Here is an 18170-nt window from a genome sequence, read left to right on the forward strand (position 1 = left end):
GCGGCCAATGCAGGCAGCAGTCCGGGGCAGCAGGCAGCCCGGGGCAAGCGGCAACCGGGGCTGCCAGGAGGCCGGTGTGGGCGGCAGCCCCGGGGCGGGCAGTCGCGGGGACGCGGGCTGCCCGCCAGGGTGCGCTGCGGGTGGGATCGAGCGGGGTGGGTCAGTCGAGGTCGGCGGACCAGCCCGGGGTGTCCGCGTCCGCGTCGATGCCCTCGTTCTCCAGCTCACTGCGGACCACGCGGAAGGCGAGGCCCTCGGCGTAGCCGCGGCGGGCGAGCATGGCCACCAGCCTGCGCAGGCGGACCTGGGGGTCCTGCCCCCGGGTGCCGCCGAGCTTGCGGCGGACCAGGTCGTGGGCCCGGGACTCCTCGGCCTCGGCGTCGACAGCGGCCAGGGCCTCGGCGGCGGTGGTGTCGTCAACCCCCTTGCGGCGCAGCTCCTGGGCGATGGCACGGCGGCCGAGGCCGCGGTGCCGGTGCCGCGCCTCGACCCACGACTCGGCGAACGCCTCGTCGTTGATCAGGCCCGCCTTGTCGAACTTGCCCAGGACCACCTGGGCGATGTCCTCGGGGATCTCGCGGCGGAGCAGGGCCTGTTCGAGCTCGAGGCGGGTGTGGTCGCGCAGGGCCAGCAGCCGGTAGCAGATGTCCCGGGCGCGGGCGGCCGGGTCCTGCTCGTCGGCGGCGCGGGGGTGTTCCCGCGCGCCGGGGGCCCGGGAGGTCGAGTCGGTGCCCGACCCCCCGGTTCTGCGCGCGTACCGGCGTTCGGTCATGACGACCGGCCGATCAGAACTCGACTGGGGCGGCCGCCTCGACCGCGGGGGTCTCGTCGGCGTCGAGCTTGGCACCGATGCCGAGCTTGTCCTTGATGCGCTTCTCGACCTCGTTGGCCACGTCCGGGTTCTCCAGCAGGAACTTGCGGGCGTTCTCCTTGCCCTGCCCGAGCTGGTCGCCCTCGTAGGTGTACCAGGCACCCGACTTGCGCAGGATGCCCTGGTCGACGCCCATGTCGATGAGCGAGCCCTCGCGGCTGATGCCCTTGCCGTAGAGGATGTCGAACTCGGCCTGCTTGAACGGCGGGGCGACCTTGTTCTTCACGACCTTGACCCGGGTGCGGTTGCCGACCGGCTCGCCGCCGTCCTTGAGGGTCTCGATCCGGCGCACGTCCAGGCGCACCGAGGCGTAGAACTTGAGCGCCTTGCCACCGGTCGTGGTCTCCGGCGAGCCGAACATGACGCCGATCTTCTCGCGGAGCTGGTTGATGAAGATCGCGGTGGTGCCCGAGTTGCTCATCGCACCGGTCATCTTGCGCAGCGCCTGGCTCATCAGCCGGGCCTGCAGGCCGACGTGGCTGTCGCCCATCTCGCCCTCGATCTCCGCGCGCGGCACCAGGGCCGCCACCGAGTCGATGACCAGGATGTCGAGCGCGCCGGAGCGGATCAGCATGTCCGCGATCTCCAGCGCCTGCTCACCGGTGTCCGGCTGGGAGACCAGCAGGGCGTCGGTGTCCACGCCGAGGTTCTTGGCGTAGTCCGGGTCGAGCGCGTGCTCGGCGTCGATGAAGGCCGCGATGCCACCGGCGCGCTGGGCGTTGGCCACCGCGTGCAGGGCCACCGTCGTCTTGCCGGAGGACTCCGGGCCGTAGATCTCGATCACGCGGCCACGCGGCAGGCCGCCGATGCCCAGCGCCACGTCCAGCGCGATGGCGCCGGTGGGGATGACCTGGACGGGGGCGCGCCCCTCCTCGCCGAGGCGCATCACCGAGCCCTTGCCGAAGTTCTTGTCGATCTGGGCCAAGGCGAGTTCGAGCGCCTTGTCCCGGTCGGGTGCTGCTGGTGCCATCTTCGATCCACCTCGAGTCTGTTTCGTACTCACGCCGTCGACGCTACGGGCAGGGTCTGACGATTTCCGGCAGGCACCGCCGTCTGTGGACAACTCGGCCGTCGGATCTGCGCTGTGCCGGTCAGGGTAGCGAACACGTGTTCGATCGGCGGCACCGACACACCCGGTCGGGGTCAGCGGCGCTCGACCGGGACCTCGAAGGCGTCGCAGACGGCCTGCCAGATGTCCTTGGTCGGCAGGCCCGCGTCGAGGGCCTGGTCGACGGTCCGGCCGCCGAGGGCGGCGAAGACGTGGTCGTGGGCGATGGTGTCGGCCCGGAGCGCGCCGAACTCCTCGGCGAGCCGGGCTCGGAAAGCGGTGATGCGCATCGGTGCCCAGTCTACGGCCGGCAGGATGGGGGCATGCTGCTGCTCGCGATCGACCAGCCCACGGCCGCCGAGGGCCTCTGGCTCGACATCGGCGTGGCCGCGAGCTGCGTGGCCGCGCTGGTGTTCGGGATCGCCTGGTTCGTCCGCAACCGGCGGCGGTAGGTCAGGTGCCGGGCTGGACGCGCTGGGCGAAGTAGTCCGCCAGCGCGTCCGGGGTGAGTTCGGCGGACTCGTCGCCGCCGGAGCGGGAGAGCCAGCCGACCAGCGGGCGGCCCTCGACGGTGAAAACCAGCACCCCGGTGCCGCCGCTGACCCCGGCCCGGTACTTCCCGTCCAGGCCGTTGCCGTGCCAATCGGCCAGCACGTGCTCGCCCTCGGTCATCTCGCCGAGTTCGGCGCGCAGCACGCCCTGGACCTCGTCGGGTGAGCCGACCTGGGCGTAGCTGACGGTGTAGGAGTCCGGCAGCGCACAGGTGACGTCGGCCGCCGCGTCGGCGTCGGCGGCCTGGCACCGGTTGCCGTCCGGCACCGCCCCGGCCAGTTGCCGCAGGCACGCGGTGAAGCCCTGCGCGTCCCGGGCACCCGCGGTCCGGCACGACTCGGCGGTGGGCAGGTCGTCGCCGGAGGTGAACAGGAAGATCCCGCCCACGACGGCCAGCGCGAGGACCACCGCGGCGGCCACCCCGACGAGGACCCCGGGCCGCTTGCCGCCCGGCCGGGGCGGGGTGGGGAAGTCGTTCTGCCGCGGCGGGGTGGGGAAGTTGGCCTGCTGCGGGAAGCCCTGCGGGGTGGCCGGGAAACCGCCGGTCGGCAGCGGTTGCGCGGCGGTCTGCGGCCCGGGGTTCGGCAGCTGCGGCGCGTGCGGGGGCTGCTGGGTGGGGAAGGGCCCCGAGCCGGGCTGGGCGGAGCCGGGCGCGACACCCGCGGTGCGCAGGCTGATGCCCTCCTGGGTCACCTGGTGCGCGCCGAGGGCAACGGCGGTCTCCGGCTGGTCGAGGCTGGTCGGCACGATCCGCAGTTGCTCGGCGATCAGCGTCGCCACCAGCGGGATGCGGCTGGAACCGCCGACGAGGTAGACGCCGCCGAGGCGGTCCGGGCCGAGCCCGGTGGCGCGGATGGTCGACGACAGCAGCTCCACGCTGCGCAGCAGGCTCGGCCGGATCAGCGCCTCCAGCTCGGCGCGGGTGACCAGCACGTCGTCGAACGGCTCCGGCATCGGCACCTCGGTCTGCGGGTGCCGCGACAGCGCCTCCTTGGCCGCCTTCACGTCCTCCTGCAGGGCGCGGCGGGCGCGGCGATCGGCCGTGGACTCCGGGCGCAGCAGGTGCTGCCAGCCGCGCGGGTCGCGGTGCGAGACCTGGCGGCCGACGTGCTCGAGCAGGGTCTGGTCGACGTCCATGCCGCCGAGGTCGTGCAGGCCGTCCTCGGCGAGCACGGCGAACCCGGCCTGGGTGGCGGCCACGACGGCGACGTCGAAGGTGCCCGCGCCCAGGTCGTAGACGGCCAGCGCCTGCCCGGGGCGCAGGGCGTGCCCGAGCGAGGCGAAGTGCGCGGCGGCGGCGACCGGCTCGGGCACCAGCACCAGCGCCGAGCCCAGGCCCGCGAGCCGGGCGGCGGTGAGCAGCACGTTGCGCCGGACCGGGCCCCACTGCGCCGGGTGGGTCAGCCGGACCTCGTCGGGGGCGCCGCCGCCGAGCTGGCGGGAGGTCTCGTCGGCGACCCGCTTGAGCACCGCGGCCAGCGCCTCCGACACCGGGACGACGGTGTCGCCGAGCAGCAGCGTGCCGTCGTCGATGCGGCGCTTGGGGTTCGGCTCGAACCGGGACGGGTCGAGGCGGGCGCGGCGCTCGGCGTCGCGGCCGACGACCAGCCCGCCGTCCTCGGCGGCGAAGACCGCCGACGGCATCGTGGCGGAACCGTCCACTTCGATCACCCGGGGTGGGCGGCCGTGCGCGGAGAGCACCGCGACGGTGTTGGACGTGCCGAGGTCGACGGACAGAACCCGCATGTTTCCCTCCGGATCGGGGACGGGTTCAGTCTGGCACAGGCGGTCCGGGGGCTCCCGCCGGTTCAGCCGCCCGGTTTGACGCTGCTGGTGAAGTAGTCGATCAGGCTGGTGTCGGAGGCGGCGCTCAGGTTCAGCACGGCGCCCAGCAGCGGGCTGTCGTCCACGGTGAACAGCAGCAGGCCCCGCCCGCCGACGTCGACGGAGTAGTACGTCCCGGACAGCCCGGAACCGCTCCAGGTGGCGGTCTCGGCCTGCGCCTTCGACACGCCCATCTCGGAGAACGCCTGGTCGATGTTGGACGACACCGCGGCCTGGTTGGGGAACTGGTAGTAGATGGCGTAGTAGCCGTCGGAGAGGGTGCAGGTCGCGGCGGTGGCGCCGGGGGTGCTGACGACCTCGCCGTTGAGGTTCATGCCCGCGGTGCACTCGCCGGAGGCGATGGACCCGGCCAGGGTGCGCATGCACGGGGTGAAGCCCTGCGCGTCGGTCTTGGTGTCAGTCCCGCAGTCCTCGACCCCGCCGCCGGAGGTCGCGAGCACGATGCTCACCACGGCGATGAGCACGACCAGGCCGACCGAGCCCAGGACGATCCACAGCTTCGCCGGGTTCGACCCCTGCCGCTGCTGCGGGAACTGCGGCATCGGCGGCCGCTGCTGCATCTGCTGCTGCGGGTGCCCGGACTGCGGCAGCGGACCGGACTGCGGCGCCTGCTGCACCGGCAGCGGACCGGACCGGGGCTGCTGGGCGCCCTGGTGCGGCGCCTGCTGCTGGTTCTGCGCGGGGATCGGCCGCGACGGCGGGTTCTGCGCCGGGCGCTGCTGCTGCGGGTTGGTCGGGAACTTGGGGTGCCGCACGGTCGCGGTGGCGCCGCTGCCCGCGGTGAACCCGCTGGTGCGCGGCGGGATGACCGCACGGGTCCGGGCCACGGCGTCGAGCGCGCCGCTCATGTCGCCGGTGCGCATGGTGATGCCCTCCTGCGGCACGTGGTGCGCGCCCAGGGCGACGGCGGTCTCCGGCTGGTCGAGGCTGGTCGGGACGACCCGCAGTTGCTCGGCGATCAGCGTCGCCACCAGCGGGATGCGGCTGGAACCGCCGACGAGGTAGATGCCGACGAGCTGATCGGGGGTCATGCCGGTGGAGCGGATGGTCGCGGCGAGCAGTTCGACGCTGCGCAGCATCCCCGGGCGGATCAGCGCCTCCAGCTCGACCCGGGTGACCAGGACGTCCTCGAACGGCTCCGGCAGCGGGACCTCGGTCTGCGGGTGCCGCGACAGCGCCTCCTTGGACGCCTTGACGTCCTCGCGGAGCGCGCGCTGGGCGCGCCGGTCGCCGGTGGAGGTGGGGCGCAGCAGGCGTTGCCAGCCCGCCGGGTCCCGGTGCGACACCTGGCGGCCGACGTGTTCGAGCAGGGCCTGGTCGACGTCGAGGCCGCCGAGGTCGGGCAGACCGGCCTCGGCGAGGACGGCGAACCCGGTCTGGGTGGCGCCGACGATGGCCACGTCGAAGGTGCCCGCGCCGAGGTCGTAGACGGCCAGCGCCTGCCCGGAGCCGAGCTTCTGCCCGGGGAAGGAGGCGAAGTGCGCGGCGGCGGCGACCGGTTCGGGCACCAGCACCAGGTTGGACCCCGCGCCCGCCTGCCGGGCCGCGGACAGCAGCACGTTGCGCCGGACCGGGCCCCACTGCGCCGGGTGGGTCAACCGGACCTCGTCGGGCTTGCCGCCGCCGAGCTGGCGGGTGGTCTCGTCGACGACGCGGCGCAGCACGCCCGCGAGCGCGTCGGTGACCGGGACGACGGTGTCGCCGAGCAGCAGCGTGCCCTCGTCGACGCGGCGCTTGGGGTTGGGCTCGAACCGGGCCGGGTCGAGGCGGGCGCGGCGCTCGGCGTCGCGGCCGACGACCAGGGTCCCGTCCTCACCGGCGAACACCGCCGACGGCATCATCGAGGAGCCGTCGACGTCGACCACGCGCGGCGGACGGCCGTGCGCGGACAGCACGGCGACGGTGTTCGACGTGCCGAGATCCACCGACAGGACGTTCACTGCTCTCCCCTCATCACCAACCCGGACACCGCTGACCCCCCGGGTTGTGTCGCTGATGCTCCCACGAGCGATACGGGCGACGGCCCCGGTCCGTCGATCTCACCGGGGCCGTCGGGATCGCCGCAGCTCAGCGGACGAGGGGAGCCCGCCGACCTCGGGACCGGTCGGCGGGCTCGTCCCGGTCAGGGCAGGGTGATGAGGCCTTCCCCGAGCAGGAAGTCGCGGGCGACCTCCACCGGGTCGGCGCCGTCGACGTCCACTCGGGCGCTGAGCCGCTGCATCGTCTCGTTGTCGAGGCGCTCGACCAGCGGTTGGAGGATCGGGCGCAGTTGCGGGTGTTCGGCGAGGAAGTCGGTGCGGATGACCGGCGCGACGTTGTACTGCGGGAAGAACTTGCGGTCGTCCTCGATGATGGCGAGGTCCAGGGCCAGGTTCCGGCCGTCGGTCGTGGTGACCTCGCCGATGGCGCAGGCCCCGTTGGCCAGCGCCTGGTACACCGCGCCCGCGCCGAAGATCTTCACGTTGCCCGGCGGCACCGAGAACCCGTAGGCCTTCTGCACCCCGGGGAACCCGTCGTCGCGGCTGATGAACTCCGTCTCCAGGCAGAACACGCCCTGGCCCGGGTCCTGCCGGATGACCTCCGCGAGCTGGCTGGTTGTCTTGATCCCCAACTCCTCGGCGACCGGTTTGCGCATGGCGAACGCGTAGGTGTTGTTCAGCTCCGCGTAGTCGAGCCACTCCAGGCCGTTGGCGCGGTCGGCTTCCCGGACCGCCTCGAACTGCTCGCGCTCGTCGGGGATCGGCGTGCTCCGCGCCAGGTAGCTGACCCAGGCGGTGCCGGTGTACTCCCACTGCACGTCGATGTCGCCGGAGAGCAGCGCCTGCCGCGAGCTGTTGGAGCCCTGGATGTTGGTCAGGTCGACCACGTCGGCGCCCGCGGCGGCGAGCAGGAACTCGGTGAGGTGGCCGATGATGATCTGCTCGGTGAAGTCCTTGGACCCCACCACGATCCGCACGTCGGTCAGGTCGGCCCGCACCGCCTCCGGTCCGGGCAGGACGTCCAGTGGGAGGGCGAAGTTGCTCTCCAGGCCGCAGCCGGCGAGCAGCCCGCAGGCCGCGGCGACGGCGGCCAGCCTGAGCCCGGTGTTCGGCTTGGGCATCAGCGCAGTCCCTTCGGTCCGAGCCCGCGCTCGGCGACCGCGCCGAGCCAGTCCACCAGCAGCGCCAGGCCGACGGCCAGCACCGCGCCGGTGACCAGGACGGTCGGCCGGTTGAGCTTGTAGCCGGTGTCGATGAGCAGGCCGAGGCCGCCGCCGTTGACGAACGCGCCGAGGGTGGCGGTGCCCACCGCGAGCACCAGCGAGGTGCGCAGCCCGGCCAGGATCAGCGGCACGGCCAGCGGCAGCTCGATGCGGCGCAGCACGGCACCGCCGGACATGCCGATGCCGCGACCCGCCTCCACCAGCGCCGGGTCGACCGACTGGATGCCGACGACGGTGTTGCGCAGCACCGGGAGCAGCGAGTAGAGCGCGATCGGCAGCGCCGCGGCCCACAGCCCCTCCCACTCGGTCCACAGGAAGAACAGCACCAGCACGCCCACCGCGGGCGCTGCCTGCCCGACGGTGGCGATGCCGAGCACGACCGGTGCCGCCCAGCGGGCCCAGCGGCGGGTGACCGCGACGCCCACCGGCACCGCGACCGCGAGCACCAGCGCGGTGACGACGACCGACAGGACCAGGTGGTCCCAGGTGTCGCGGAGCAGCTTCGCGGCGTTGATGTTGGCGCGCTCGATGGAGTCGAGGTCGCGGGTGAACGCCCAGGCCAGCACCCCGCCGACGAGCAGCACGACGGCGACGGGCTGCCCGAGCAGCCGCATCCGGTCCGCCCGCCGGGCGCGGGCCTCCAGGGCGGTCACGGGGTCACCCCCTCGCTGTCCGCCCGCGGGCCGGTGCGGTCGTCAGCGTGATTGTCACTGTGATTGTCACTGTGATTGTCAGCGTGATTGTCACTGTGGTCGTCGCTGTGCTCCTCGCGCAGCGCGGCGATGGCGTCGGTGACCGTGCCCAGCCCGATGGTGCCCAGGTACTCGCCCCGGGGACCGGTGACCGCGGCGTTGCCGCCCTCGGTGAGGATGGCCTCCAGCGCGTCCTGGAGGGTGGACTGCACCGAGACCGAGTCGCCGACCGGCTTGCCCGCCCCGGCCAGCGAGGTGGCCGCGTTCAGGTCGCGCACGTGCACCCAGCGGACCGGCCGGTTGCGCCGGTCGAGCACCAGGGCGAACTTGGTCCGGCTCTCCGCGAGCTTGCCCCGCAGCTCCGGCACCGGGTCGTCGACGCCCGCGGTGACCACGCCGGTGCGGTCGATCTCGACGTCGCGCACGCGCAGCAGGGTGAGCTGCTTGAGCGAGGCGCCCGCGCCGACGAAGCCCGCGACGGTGTCGTCGGCCGGGTTGGCCAGGATGGCCTCGGGGGTGTCGAACTGCAGCACCTTCGACCGCGGCCCGAGCACGGCGATGCGGTCGCCGAGCTTGACCGCCTCGTCGAAGTCGTGGGTGACGAACACGATGGTCTTGCCCAGTTCCGATTGCAGGTTGAGCAGCTCGTCCTGCAGGTTGCCCCGGGTGATCGGGTCGACCGCGCCGAACGGCTCGTCCATCAGCAGCACCGGCGGGTCGGCGGCGAGCGCGCGGGCCACCCCGACGCGCTGCTGCTGGCCGCCGGAGAGCTGCCGGGGGAAGCGGTCGGCGAACTCGGCGTCCAGGCCGACCAGGTCCAGCATCTCGGCGGTGCGGTCGGCGGTCCTGGCCCGGTCCCAGCCGAGCAGGCCGGGGACCATGCCGATGTTCTGGGCCACGGTCAGGTGCGGGAACAGGCCCGCCTGCTGGATGGCGTAGCCGATGCCGCGGCGCAGCCTGTCCGGGTCCATCGACAGCACGTCGGCGCCGCCCACGGTGATCGTCCCGGAGGTCGGCTCGATCAGCCGGTTGATCATCTTCATGGTGGTGGTCTTGCCGCAGCCGGACGGCCCCACGAAGACGGTGATCCGCCCGGCGGGCAGCACGATGCTGACGTCCTCGACCGCCGCCTCCCGCTGCCCCGGGTAGTGCTTGGTGACGTGGTCGAGCGTGATCTCCACACCCGACCGCTCGCCTGCGCTGTGCTGCTCAGTCACGGATTCCCCTTGAAACGGTCAGTCGGCCGACGAGCACGAAGACCCCGTCGACCAGCAGTGCGAGCACCACGATCCCGAGCGTGCCCGCCAGGGCCTGGTTGGTGGCGTTGGCGCTGCCCGCGCGGGCCAGCCCGGAGAAGATCTCGGTGCCCAGACCGGGCCCCTTGGCGTACGCGGCGATCGCCGCGATGCCCATCAGGAGCTGGGTGCTGACCCTGATGCCCGTCAGGATCGCGGGCCAGGCCAGCCGCAGCTCGACGCGGGTGAGCACGCGCAGCCGGTTCATCCCGATGCCGCGCGCCGCGTCGGTGATCGCGGAGTCCACACCGGACAGCCCGACGATGGTGTTGCGGACGATGGGCAGCAGGGCGTAGAGCACCAGCGCCACCACCGTCGGCGGGACCCCGAGGCCGAGGACCGGGATCAGCAGGCCGAGCAGGGCGAACGACGGCACCGTCAGGATGGCGCTGGTGAGCGCCGTGGCGAGCGCCGAGCCCGCCGGGCTGCGGTACACGGCCACGCCCAGCGCGACGCCCGCGACCGCGGCGATGATCGTGCACTGGATGACCGCGCTCGCGTGCAGAGCGGCCTCGGGCAGGAGTCGATCCCATCGCTGGACGATGAAGTCCCACAGGTCCACCGGCCACCTCCCTTCGTTTGACCGAGCAACCTTCCCTACTCGCGGCCGGTGGGCAACTCACCGTCCACAGGGTCAGCCTGGCAGCCGCCCGCGGGCCTGTGGATGGTTTCGGGCGAATGTCGGTGTCTTCGGCGACCATGGGCCCATGCCAGCCGACGCGCTCGACCTGTTCACCCCGGCCACCCGCCAGTGGTTCACCGGGGCGTTCGCCGCGCCAACGGACGCCCAGGCAGGGGCTTGGCGGGCGGCCGCTGCGGGCGAACACGCGCTGGTGGTCGCCCCGACCGGCTCCGGCAAGACCCTGGCCGCCTTCCTGTGGGCCCTCGACCGGCTCGCCGAGAGCGGTCCGCCGGAGGAGCCCAAGCACCGCTGCCGTGTGGTGTACGTCTCACCGCTGAAGGCGCTGGCGGTGGACGTGCAGCGCAACCTGCGGGCCCCGCTGGCCGGGATACGGCAGGCCGCGCACCGGCTGGGCGCCCCGGAGCCGGACATCACCGTCGGCACCCGCACGGGTGACACCCCGGCCGACGAGCGCCGGGCGTTCGCCCGCACCCCGCCGGACGTCCTGGTGACCACCCCGGAGTCGCTGTTCCTGATCCTCACCTCGGCCGCGCGGGAGTCGCTGCGCGGGGTGCGCACGGTGATCGTCGACGAGGTGCACGCGGTGGCGGGCGCCAAGCGCGGCTCGCACCTGGCGCTGTCGCTTGAACGGCTGGACGCGCTGCTGGAGCGGCCCGCCCAGCGCATCGGGCTGTCGGCGACGGTGCGGCCGGTGGAGGAGGTCAGCTCGTTCCTCGGCGGTGGCAGGCCGGTGACGCTGGTGCAGCCGAAGCTCGCCAAGACGATCGAGGTCGGCGTCGAGGTGCCGGTGGAGGACATGTCCGCGCTGACCGAGCAGCCGCGCGCGGTCCCGGACGACCCGGACTCCCCCGAGGCGCCACAGCAGGCCTCCATCTGGCCGATGGTGGAGCGGCGGGTGCTGGAGCTGGTCCGCGCGCACCGCTCCACGATCGTGTTCGCCAACTCCCGGCGGCTGGCCGAGCGGATGACCGCCCGGCTCAACGAGCTGGCGAGCGAGGAGGTCCCGACCCCGGTCCCGGTCCCGGTCCCGGTCCCGGCGAGGTTCCCGGCCGAGGCGATCGGGCAGTCCGGGCAGAGCACCGGGGCGGAACCCGTGGTTGCCAGGGCGCACCACGGGTCGATGTCGCGCGAGCAGCGCACCCTGGTGGAGGAGGACCTCAAATCCGGGCGGCTGCCGTGCGTGGTGGCCACCTCGTCGCTGGAGCTGGGCATCGACATGGGCGCGGTCGACCTGGTGGTGCAGATCGAGGCGCCGCCGACGGTGGCCGCCGGGTTGCAGCGGGTCGGGCGGGCCGGGCACCAGGTGGGCGCGGTGTCGCACGGGGTGATGTTCCCGAAGTTCCGCGGCGACCTGGTGTCCTGCGCGGTGGTGGCGGAGCGGATGTCGGCGGGGGCGATCGAGGCCGTGCGCTACCCGCGCAACCCGCTCGACGTGCTGGCACAGCAGGTCGTGGCGATGGTGGCGCTGGAGCCGTGGGCGGTCACCGACCTGGCGGCACTGGTGCGCCGGGCCGCGCCGTACGCGTCGCTGCCGGACTCCGCGCTGTACTCGGTGCTGGACATGCTGTCCGGGCGCTACCCGAGCGAGGAGTTCGGCGAACTGCGACCCCGGGTGACCTGGGACCGGCTGACCGGTGAGCTGCGCGGTCGGCCGGGGGCGCAGCGGCTGGCGGTCACCTCCGGCGGCACCATCCCCGACCGCGGGCTGTTCACCGTGATGACCCCGCCGAACGAGCGCGGCGCGGGCTCGCGGGTCGGCGAGCTGGACGAGGAGATGGTCTACGAGTCCCGGGTGGGCGACACGTTCCTGCTCGGCACCTCGTCCTGGCGGGTGCAGGAGATCACCCACGACCGGGTGATCGTCACCCCCGCACCGGGTGAACCGGCGCGGATGCCGTTCTGGAAGGGCGATTCCCCGGGCAGGCCGCTGGAACTGGGCCGGGCGCTGGGCAAGTTCGTCCGCGAGGTGTCCTCGATGGACGGCGAGCGGGCCAGGGTGCGCACCGCGGCGGCCGGGCTGGACGCGTGGGCGAGCGACAACCTGCTGGCGTACCTGGGCGAGCAGCGGGAGGCCACCCGGCACGTCCCCGACGACCGGACGCTGCTGGTGGAGCGGTTCCGCGACGAGCTGGGCGACTGGCGGCTGGTGGTGCACTCGCCGTTCGGCGCGCAGGTCAACGCGCCGTGGGCGCTGGCGATCGCGGCCAGGCTGCGCGAGCGCCGGGGGGTGGAGGCGCAGATCGCGCACGCCGACGACGGCATCGTGCTGCGGCTGCCGGACGCGGTCGACGACACCGGGCAGGAGGTGGTGGCGGGCGCGGAGGACGTGCTGCTGGAACCGGACGAGGTCGAGCAGGTCGTGGTGGCCGAGGTGGGCGGCTCGGCGCTGTTCGCGGCCCGGTTCCGCGAGTGCGCGGCCCGGTCGCTGCTGCTGCCCAAGCGCGACCCGCGCAGGCGGTCCCCGCTGTGGCAGCAGCGGCAGCGCTCGGCGCAACTGCTGTCGGTCGCGGCGAAGTACGAGCAGTTCCCGGTCGCCCTGGAGGCGATGCGCGAGTGCCTGCAGGACGTGTACGACATCGCGGGCCTGCGCGAGCTGATGGCCGACGTGCGCGGGCGCAAGGTGCGGGTGGTGGAGGTGGAGACCCCGTCCCCGTCGCCGTTCGCCCGCAGCCTGCTCTTCGGCTACGTCGGGATGTTCCTCTACGGCGACGACGTCCCGCTGGCCGAGCGGCGGGCAGCGGCGCTGTCGCTCGACAGCGCGCTGCTGGCGGAGCTGCTCGGCTCGGAGGCGATCCGCGAACTGCTCGACCCGGGCGTCCTCGACGAGGTCGAGCGCTCCCTGCAACGGCTCGACCCGGCGCGGCACGCCCGCCACGCCGAGGACGCCGCCGACCTGCTCCGCTTCCTCGGCGACCTGTCCGAGGCCGAGGCCGCCGAACGCGGGGTGCGCCCGGAGTGGCTGACCGAGCTGACCGACGCGCGCCGCGCCCTGCGGGTCCGGATCGCGGGCGTCGAGCGCTACCTCGCGGTGGAGGACGCGGGCCGGGTCCGCGACGCGCTGGGCACCGCGTTGCCGGTGGGCGTGCCGGAGGTGTTCACCGAACCGGTCGTCGACCCGCTGGGCGACCTGCTGTCCCGGTACGCGCGGACCCACGGGCCGTTCCCGGCCGTCGAGGCGGCGACCCGCTTCGGCCTGGGCGTGTCCGTGGTGACCGGTGTCCTGGAACGCCTGGCGGGCAGTGGGCGGCTGGTCCGCGGCGAACTGCGCCCGGGCGGCACCCACACGGAGTACTGCGACGCGGACGTGCTGCGCCGGATTCGGCGTGGGTCGCTGGCCAAGCTGCGGGCCGAGGTCGAACCGGTGGAGCAGGCCGCCCTCGGGCGGTTCCTGCCCGGCTGGCACGGCATCGGCCGCGGCAGGCGCTCCACCCCGTCCGCCGACGACGTGCTGTCCGTCGTGGAACAGTTGGCCGGGGCACCGCTGCCCGCGAGCGCGCTGGAGTCGTTGGTGCTGCCCTCGCGGCTGCCCGGCTACTCCCCCGCGCTGCTCGACGAGCTGACGGCGGCCGGGGAGGTCACCTGGTGCGGCAGCGGAGCGCTCGCGGGCGGGGACGGGTGGGTCGCCCTGGCACCGGCCGACGTGGCGGACCTGCTGCTGCCGGACGTGGAGGAGGCCGTGCCGGACACCCCGCTGCACGCGGCGGTCCTGTCGTCCCTGGACGGTGGAGCCCTGTTCTTCCGCCAGGTCGCGGACCGCACCGGCGCGGTGCTGCTGGACGGCGGCGCGGGAGCACCGTCCGACCCGGACGTGGTCTCGGCCCTGTGGGACCTGGTGTGGGGCGGACTCATCACGAACGACACGATCGCCCCCCTCAGGGCACTGGTGTCGGGAAGGGGCGCGGCGCACAAGCCCCGCGCCACCGCCCCCCGGGGCCGGTACGCCCGCCTGCGGACGGCGCGACCGGCGATGCCGAGCCGATCCGGCCCACCCACCGCGGGCGGCCGGTGGTCCCTGGTGGTCCCCCGGGAACCGGACGCGACACGCCGGGCCCACGCCAGGGCGGAGGCGTTCCTGGAACGACACGGTGTGCTGACGCGCGGCGCACTGGACACCGAACGGGTCGTCGGCGGGTTCAGCGGGGTGTACAAGGTGCTGCGGGCCATGGAGGAATCCGGCCAGATCGTGCGCGGGTACGTGGTGGAGGGCCTGGGAGCGGCCCAGTTCGCGGCCCGGGGAGCCGTCGACCGGCTGCGCTCCCTGTCCAGAGTGGACTCCACCGAGGTGGGCGAGGCCGTGGTGCTGGCAGCCGCGGACCCGGCCCAACCATATGGAGCGGCACTGGGCTGGCCCACGGTCCTCGGCGAGGGGAAGCACCGCCCCGGGCGGAAGGCCGGGGCACTGGTGGTCCTGGTGGACGGAGTGCCCGTCCTGTACGTGGAGCGGGGTGGCCGTTCACTGCTGTCGTTCACGGAAGACGCGGCGGTGCTGCGAACAGGCGCCGAGGGGTTGTCACGGGCCGTGCGGGAGGGGTGGCTGGGCGCGCTGTCGGTACAGAAGGCCGACGGAGAGGTGGCGTTGACGTCCGCACTGGGAGACGTACTGCGGGAGGTGGGATTCCGGGCGACACCGAAGGGGTTGCGGCTGCGGGCTTGAGCCCCTGCGCCGGGGCTGTCGGCTCGCGCCGACGACGTGCCTTGGTTGCGCGCGGCAGAGGCGCGTCGCTTCGGTTGGGCCGCTTGGGTTGCGCAGCAGGCTCACTCGGCGATCTCGGCTTGCACCAGGTGTGCCACGTTCTCCATGCCCAGGGCGTTGGGGTGGACGGGGGCGGCGTTGACGACGTCGACGATGCCTTCGATCCAGCGGGTGCCGGGGGCGGTGCAGGCCTCGTGGCCCTCGGAAGCGGTGCGGGTGTCGACGAAGGTGGCGTTGTTGGCGGCGGCGGTGGCGGCGAGGATGTGGGCGAAGGAGCGTTCCTTGGCCGCGAGGTAGGGGAAGTCGTTCTCGGCGACGATGGCCTTGTTGGGGTTGGCGGGGTCGCAGGCGGCCTTGGTGGCCGGGAGGATGGCCTGGTAGCCGACGAGGACGACCTCGGCGTTCGGGGAGCGGTGGTGGATGCCCTGGAGGACTGCGGCGATCTTGGGGGCCTTCTCGGCGAAGGTCCGCTCCAGTTGGTCCACACCGCCTGCGGTGTAGTGGTCGGTGCAGGGGTGGCCGGTGGGGTCGGACGCCGCCAGGGTGACGCAGGTGCCGATGATGCCCCCGAAGCCCACGTCGTTGCCGCCGATTCCCACTGTCACCAGGGTTGTGTCGGCGGTGAGGGCGTCGAATTGGGGGGCGGCGGAGCCTTGCGGGTCCTCCATGTTGGCGGTGACCGCCCCGCTGCAACTAACGTCGACGAACTCGGCGGGGTGGGTGGCCTGGGCCAGCAGGGACGGGTAGTTGCGGTCCGAGCGGGCGCAGGCGCCGCCGCTCTGGGTGGGGATGCCGGGGCCCGCCGTGAAGGAATCGCCCAGGGCCACGTACCTGGTCGCCGTGTCCTGCGGTTGGGCCGCGCCCGCGAAGGGGGCCGCGACCAGCGCTGTGGCGGCCACGCCCGCCGCGACGGTCAGGGCCGCGCCTGCGCCCAGCAGTGTTCGGGACTTCGCCGTGCCGAACCGCGAGAAAATCACGACTGACCTCCACAACCCGGGAATTGGTGCCGGACCTGTAGGTTTCTTCCCCGCCCGCGCGGAAGTCAACCGGCGCCCGGGGGAAATCGGGGGAATCAGCCCTGGGGCGACAAAGTTCTCCGCCGCTTTGCTTGCAGGGAGACAACGGTGGGTGGGAAGGCCCACGGGGCGGCCTCGACAGGTCTGGTCCGCGAGGTGCCGGGGTTCCTGGCAACCAGAGTGGCGCCCGGTCAGGTGACGAGCCCCCGGGTCAGCGGGAGGTGAGGACACAGAACTCGTTGCCCTCCGGGTCAGCCAGCACCACCCACGGCACGTCGCCCTGGCCGATGTCGAGGGGGGTGGCGCCCAGGTCGCGCAAGCGGGCGACCTCGGCGAGCTGGTTCTCCCCCGGGTGCGCGGCGACGTCGATGTGCAGGCGGTTCTTGGTCGACTTCGGCTCGTCGAGGGCGAGGAACTCCAGCCACGGGCCCCGGCCGTCGGCGGCGCGGAGGGAGGCCACGGTGCGGTCGTCGCGGACGATGCGGTGGCCGGTGGCGGCGGCCCAGAAGTCGGCCAGGGCGTTGGGGTTGGCGCTCTGGACGATGATGGCCGCGACCGAACCGGTGTCGGCGTACTCCGGGCGCGGGTCGAGGACGCAGAACTCGTTGCCCTCCGGGTCCGCCAACACCACCCACAGCACGTCGCCCTGACCGATGTCGGCCGGGGTGGCGCCCAGGGCGACCGCCCGGTCCACCAGGGCCAGTTGGTCGGCGGTGGAGACGCTGGGCAGGTCGAGGTGCCAGCGGTTCACCCCCACCTTGGCCCGGGCACCCGGGTCGACCGGGACGAAGACCAGGTCGGCCTGCCAGCCGTCCTCGGCCGGGGCGCGCACGTCGACCTCGTCGGGGGTGGTGGCGGTGATCGACCAGCGCAGCAGTTCGGCCCAGAAGCGGGCGAGCGCGGCCGGGTCGGCGGCGTCGACCACGAGGTTGACCATGCGGGTGGGCATGGGGCGGACGCTAGTGCAGCGCGGGGCCGACCGATAGCCGGTTCCGGTGCGACAACCACCCCGGAACCGGCGCGGGAACGAGCGGGGCCCGGACCCGGCTCAGTCAGGGCCGCGGGCGGCGTTGTCGGTGGGCGCTCAGGTGCGCACCCGGGCGGGCAGCAGGCGGAACTCGTTGCCCTCCGGGTCGACGAAGGCCAGCGCACCGTCCGGGTCCGGGCCGCCGGGCAGCTCGGTGGCGCCCAGTGCGATCAGCCGGGCCGCCTCGGCGTCGCCGTCCGGGCGGTCGGCGAGAACCGCCACGTCGAACCGGATGCGGTTCGGGCCGCGCTTGGTGTCGGGCACCCGCAGGAACTCCAGCCACGGGCCGCTGGTGCCCGCCGAGCGCAGCGCCGCCGCCCCCGCACCGGTGTGCACGCTGGGCCAGCCGGTGGCCGCAGCCCAGAAGCCCGCCATCGCCGCCGGGTCCGCTGAATCCACGACCAGCGCGGCCAGCGGACCGGTGCGCTGGTACAGGTCGCCGGGCTCCAGGATGCAGAACTCGTTGCCCTCGGGGTCGTGGAAGACCGTCCACGGCACCTCCGGGCCCTGCCCGACCCGGCCCTCGCGGGCACCCACGTCGACCGCCAGGGAGGTGAGGACCTGGTACTCGTGCGGGCTCTCGGTCGCCAGGTCCACGTGGATGCGGTTCTTGGCGGACTTGGCCGAGGGGACCCGCCGGAACACCAGATCGATGCCGCTGCCGCCGACGTCGGGGGCGAGGAGGCGGTAGCCGCCGTCGCGCTCCGGGGTCGCGGTCCCGCCGAGCATGATGTACCAGAACTGGGCGACCGCGGCCGGGTCGGTCGCGTCGATCACGAGACTCGCCAACCGGGTGGACATGGCCGACACGGTAGCCGCGTTTCCCTGGGGGCCGCCGGGCAACACCGGTCACCTGCGGTGATGCGCGCGTGCTCCGAGCGGTGCCCGGGGCACCGGGCACCGCTCGGGCACCGGACCGGCGCGGGACCGATCCTGGCGGGTGGCCCGGATTTTCCGGTGGTGTCCGGGTGGATTTGCTCGGCCGTTCCCCGGTTGAGAGGCTGGTTGGTCGCTGGGGTGCCTGGGTGGGCGTGTTTGGCCGTGTCTTCGAGCCACGGGGTTTTGGTGGGTGTGCGCGGGCGGGGGGATGACTCGGCCGTGCCGCTGTTCAAAGCTGGGTTCCGGTGGGGGTGCGCGGCTGGGTGGATGTGCTCGGCCGTGCCTTCACGAGCCCGGTCGTTTGGTGGGTGGTGCCCGGGTGGGTGGATGTGCTCGGCTTTCGAGCCCGGGACTTTGTCGGTGGTGCCCGGCTGGGTGGATGTGTTTGGCCGGGGCCCCTATGGCGA

At 73.5% G+C, this 18170-nt stretch carries 14 protein-coding genes; 2 read left to right on the plus strand and 12 right to left on the minus strand.

What is annotated here, in order from left to right; genetic code table 11:
- Nucleotides 1–160: 160 nt before the first annotated feature.
- The 3 genes from UO65_RS31690 to UO65_RS31700 form a co-directional block, all read right to left on the minus strand.
- Nucleotides 161–772, minus strand: a complete 612-nt coding sequence (locus UO65_RS31690; RefSeq protein ID WP_084176438.1) for a regulatory protein RecX — start codon at nt 770–772, stop codon at nt 161–163.
- Nucleotides 773–785: 13 nt separating this feature from the next.
- Complete coding sequence (gene recA / locus UO65_RS31695; protein ID WP_035290269.1) at nt 786–1841, minus strand: recombinase RecA; 1056 nt, start codon at nt 1839–1841, stop codon at nt 786–788.
- 173 nt (nt 1842–2014) lie between these two features.
- Nucleotides 2015–2209 carry a DUF3046 domain-containing protein gene (locus UO65_RS31700; RefSeq protein WP_035290272.1) on the minus strand — a complete coding sequence of 65 codons (195 nt, stop codon included), beginning with the start codon at nt 2207–2209 and terminating at the stop codon, nt 2015–2017.
- 33 nt (nt 2210–2242) lie between these two features.
- On the opposite strand from UO65_RS31700, the gene UO65_RS38790 reads away from it, so the two are divergent.
- Nucleotides 2243–2371, plus strand: a complete 129-nt coding sequence (locus UO65_RS38790) for a hypothetical protein (protein WP_267880633.1) — start codon at nt 2243–2245, stop codon at nt 2369–2371.
- Nucleotide 2372: 1 nt separating this feature from the next.
- On the opposite strand, the gene UO65_RS31705 is transcribed toward UO65_RS38790, so the two are convergent.
- From UO65_RS31705 to UO65_RS31730, 6 genes are all read right to left on the minus strand, one after another.
- Complete coding sequence (locus UO65_RS31705) at nt 2373–4217, minus strand: Hsp70 family protein (protein ID WP_035290275.1); 1845 nt, start codon at nt 4215–4217, stop codon at nt 2373–2375.
- Between the two features lie 62 nt (nt 4218–4279).
- Nucleotides 4280–6256, minus strand: coding sequence for an Hsp70 family protein (locus tag UO65_RS31710; protein WP_035290278.1), 1977 nt, complete (start codon nt 6254–6256; stop codon nt 4280–4282).
- Between the two features lie 182 nt (nt 6257–6438).
- On the minus strand, nt 6439–7416 hold the full coding sequence (locus tag UO65_RS31715) for a glycine betaine ABC transporter substrate-binding protein (RefSeq protein WP_035290281.1): 978 nt from the start codon (nt 7414–7416) through the stop codon (nt 6439–6441).
- Complete coding sequence (locus UO65_RS31720) at nt 7416–8132, minus strand: ABC transporter permease (protein WP_052022080.1); 717 nt, start codon at nt 8130–8132, stop codon at nt 7416–7418. The genes UO65_RS31715 and UO65_RS31720 overlap by 1 nt, the downstream gene beginning before the upstream one ends.
- Before the next feature lie 35 nt (nt 8133–8167).
- Complete coding sequence (locus tag UO65_RS31725) at nt 8168–9427, minus strand: ABC transporter ATP-binding protein (RefSeq protein WP_084176439.1); 1260 nt, start codon at nt 9425–9427, stop codon at nt 8168–8170.
- Complete coding sequence (locus tag UO65_RS31730; protein WP_035290286.1) at nt 9420–10067, minus strand: ABC transporter permease; 648 nt, start codon at nt 10065–10067, stop codon at nt 9420–9422. The genes UO65_RS31725 and UO65_RS31730 overlap by 8 nt, the downstream gene beginning before the upstream one ends.
- A 145-nt stretch (nt 10068–10212) precedes the next feature.
- Between UO65_RS31730 and UO65_RS31735 the strand changes: the two genes are divergently transcribed.
- On the plus strand, nt 10213–14802 hold the full coding sequence (locus UO65_RS31735; RefSeq protein ID WP_035290289.1) for an ATP-dependent helicase: 4590 nt from the start codon (nt 10213–10215) through the stop codon (nt 14800–14802).
- 101 nt (nt 14803–14903) lie between these two features.
- Here the strand turns inward: UO65_RS31735 and UO65_RS31740 are convergent, their stop codons facing one another.
- From UO65_RS31740 to UO65_RS31750, 3 genes are all read right to left on the minus strand, one after another.
- Entirely contained in the window at nt 14904–15818 is a 915-nt protein-coding gene (locus UO65_RS31740; RefSeq protein ID WP_233427922.1) for an SGNH/GDSL hydrolase family protein, read from the minus strand.
- 250 nt (nt 15819–16068) lie between these two features.
- Nucleotides 16069–16806: a VOC family protein gene (locus tag UO65_RS31745; protein ID WP_035290292.1), complete on the minus strand. Its 738-nt coding sequence runs from the start codon at nt 16804–16806 to the stop codon at nt 16069–16071.
- A gap of 135 nt (nt 16807–16941) precedes the next feature.
- Nucleotides 16942–17685 carry a VOC family protein gene (locus tag UO65_RS31750; protein ID WP_035290330.1) on the minus strand — a complete coding sequence of 248 codons (744 nt, stop codon included), beginning with the start codon at nt 17683–17685 and terminating at the stop codon, nt 16942–16944.
- Nucleotides 17686–18170 lie beyond the last annotated feature (485 nt).

Source organism: Actinokineospora spheciospongiae, assembly GCF_000564855.1.
Classification (GTDB): domain Bacteria; phylum Actinomycetota; class Actinomycetes; order Mycobacteriales; family Pseudonocardiaceae; genus Actinokineospora; species Actinokineospora spheciospongiae.

Excerpts from the sequence above, each read along its gene's own strand:
- UO65_RS31735 (WP_035290289.1), top strand. The coding sequence starts at position 10,213 with ATGCCAGCCGACGCGCTCGACCTGTTCACCCCGGCCACCCGCCAGTGG.
- UO65_RS31720 (WP_052022080.1), bottom strand. The coding sequence starts at position 8,132 with ATGCGGCTGCTCGGGCAGCCCGTCGCCGTCGTGCTGCTCGTCGGCGGG.
- UO65_RS38790 (WP_267880633.1), top strand. The coding sequence starts at position 2,243 with ATGCTGCTGCTCGCGATCGACCAGCCCACGGCCGCCGAGGGCCTCTGG.
- UO65_RS31705 (WP_035290275.1), bottom strand. The coding sequence starts at position 4,217 with ATGCGGGTTCTGTCCGTCGACCTCGGCACGTCCAACACCGTCGCGGTG.
- UO65_RS31750 (WP_035290330.1), bottom strand. The coding sequence starts at position 17,685 with ATGTCCACCCGGTTGGCGAGTCTCGTGATCGACGCGACCGACCCGGCC.
- UO65_RS31745 (WP_035290292.1), bottom strand. The coding sequence starts at position 16,806 with ATGCCCACCCGCATGGTCAACCTCGTGGTCGACGCCGCCGACCCGGCC.
- recA (WP_035290269.1), bottom strand. The coding sequence starts at position 1,841 with ATGGCACCAGCAGCACCCGACCGGGACAAGGCGCTCGAACTCGCCTTG.
- UO65_RS31715 (WP_035290281.1), bottom strand. The coding sequence starts at position 7,416 with ATGCCCAAGCCGAACACCGGGCTCAGGCTGGCCGCCGTCGCCGCGGCC.
- UO65_RS31690 (WP_084176438.1), bottom strand. The coding sequence starts at position 772 with ATGACCGAACGCCGGTACGCGCGCAGAACCGGGGGGTCGGGCACCGAC.
- UO65_RS31700 (WP_035290272.1), bottom strand. The coding sequence starts at position 2,209 with ATGCGCATCACCGCTTTCCGAGCCCGGCTCGCCGAGGAGTTCGGCGCG.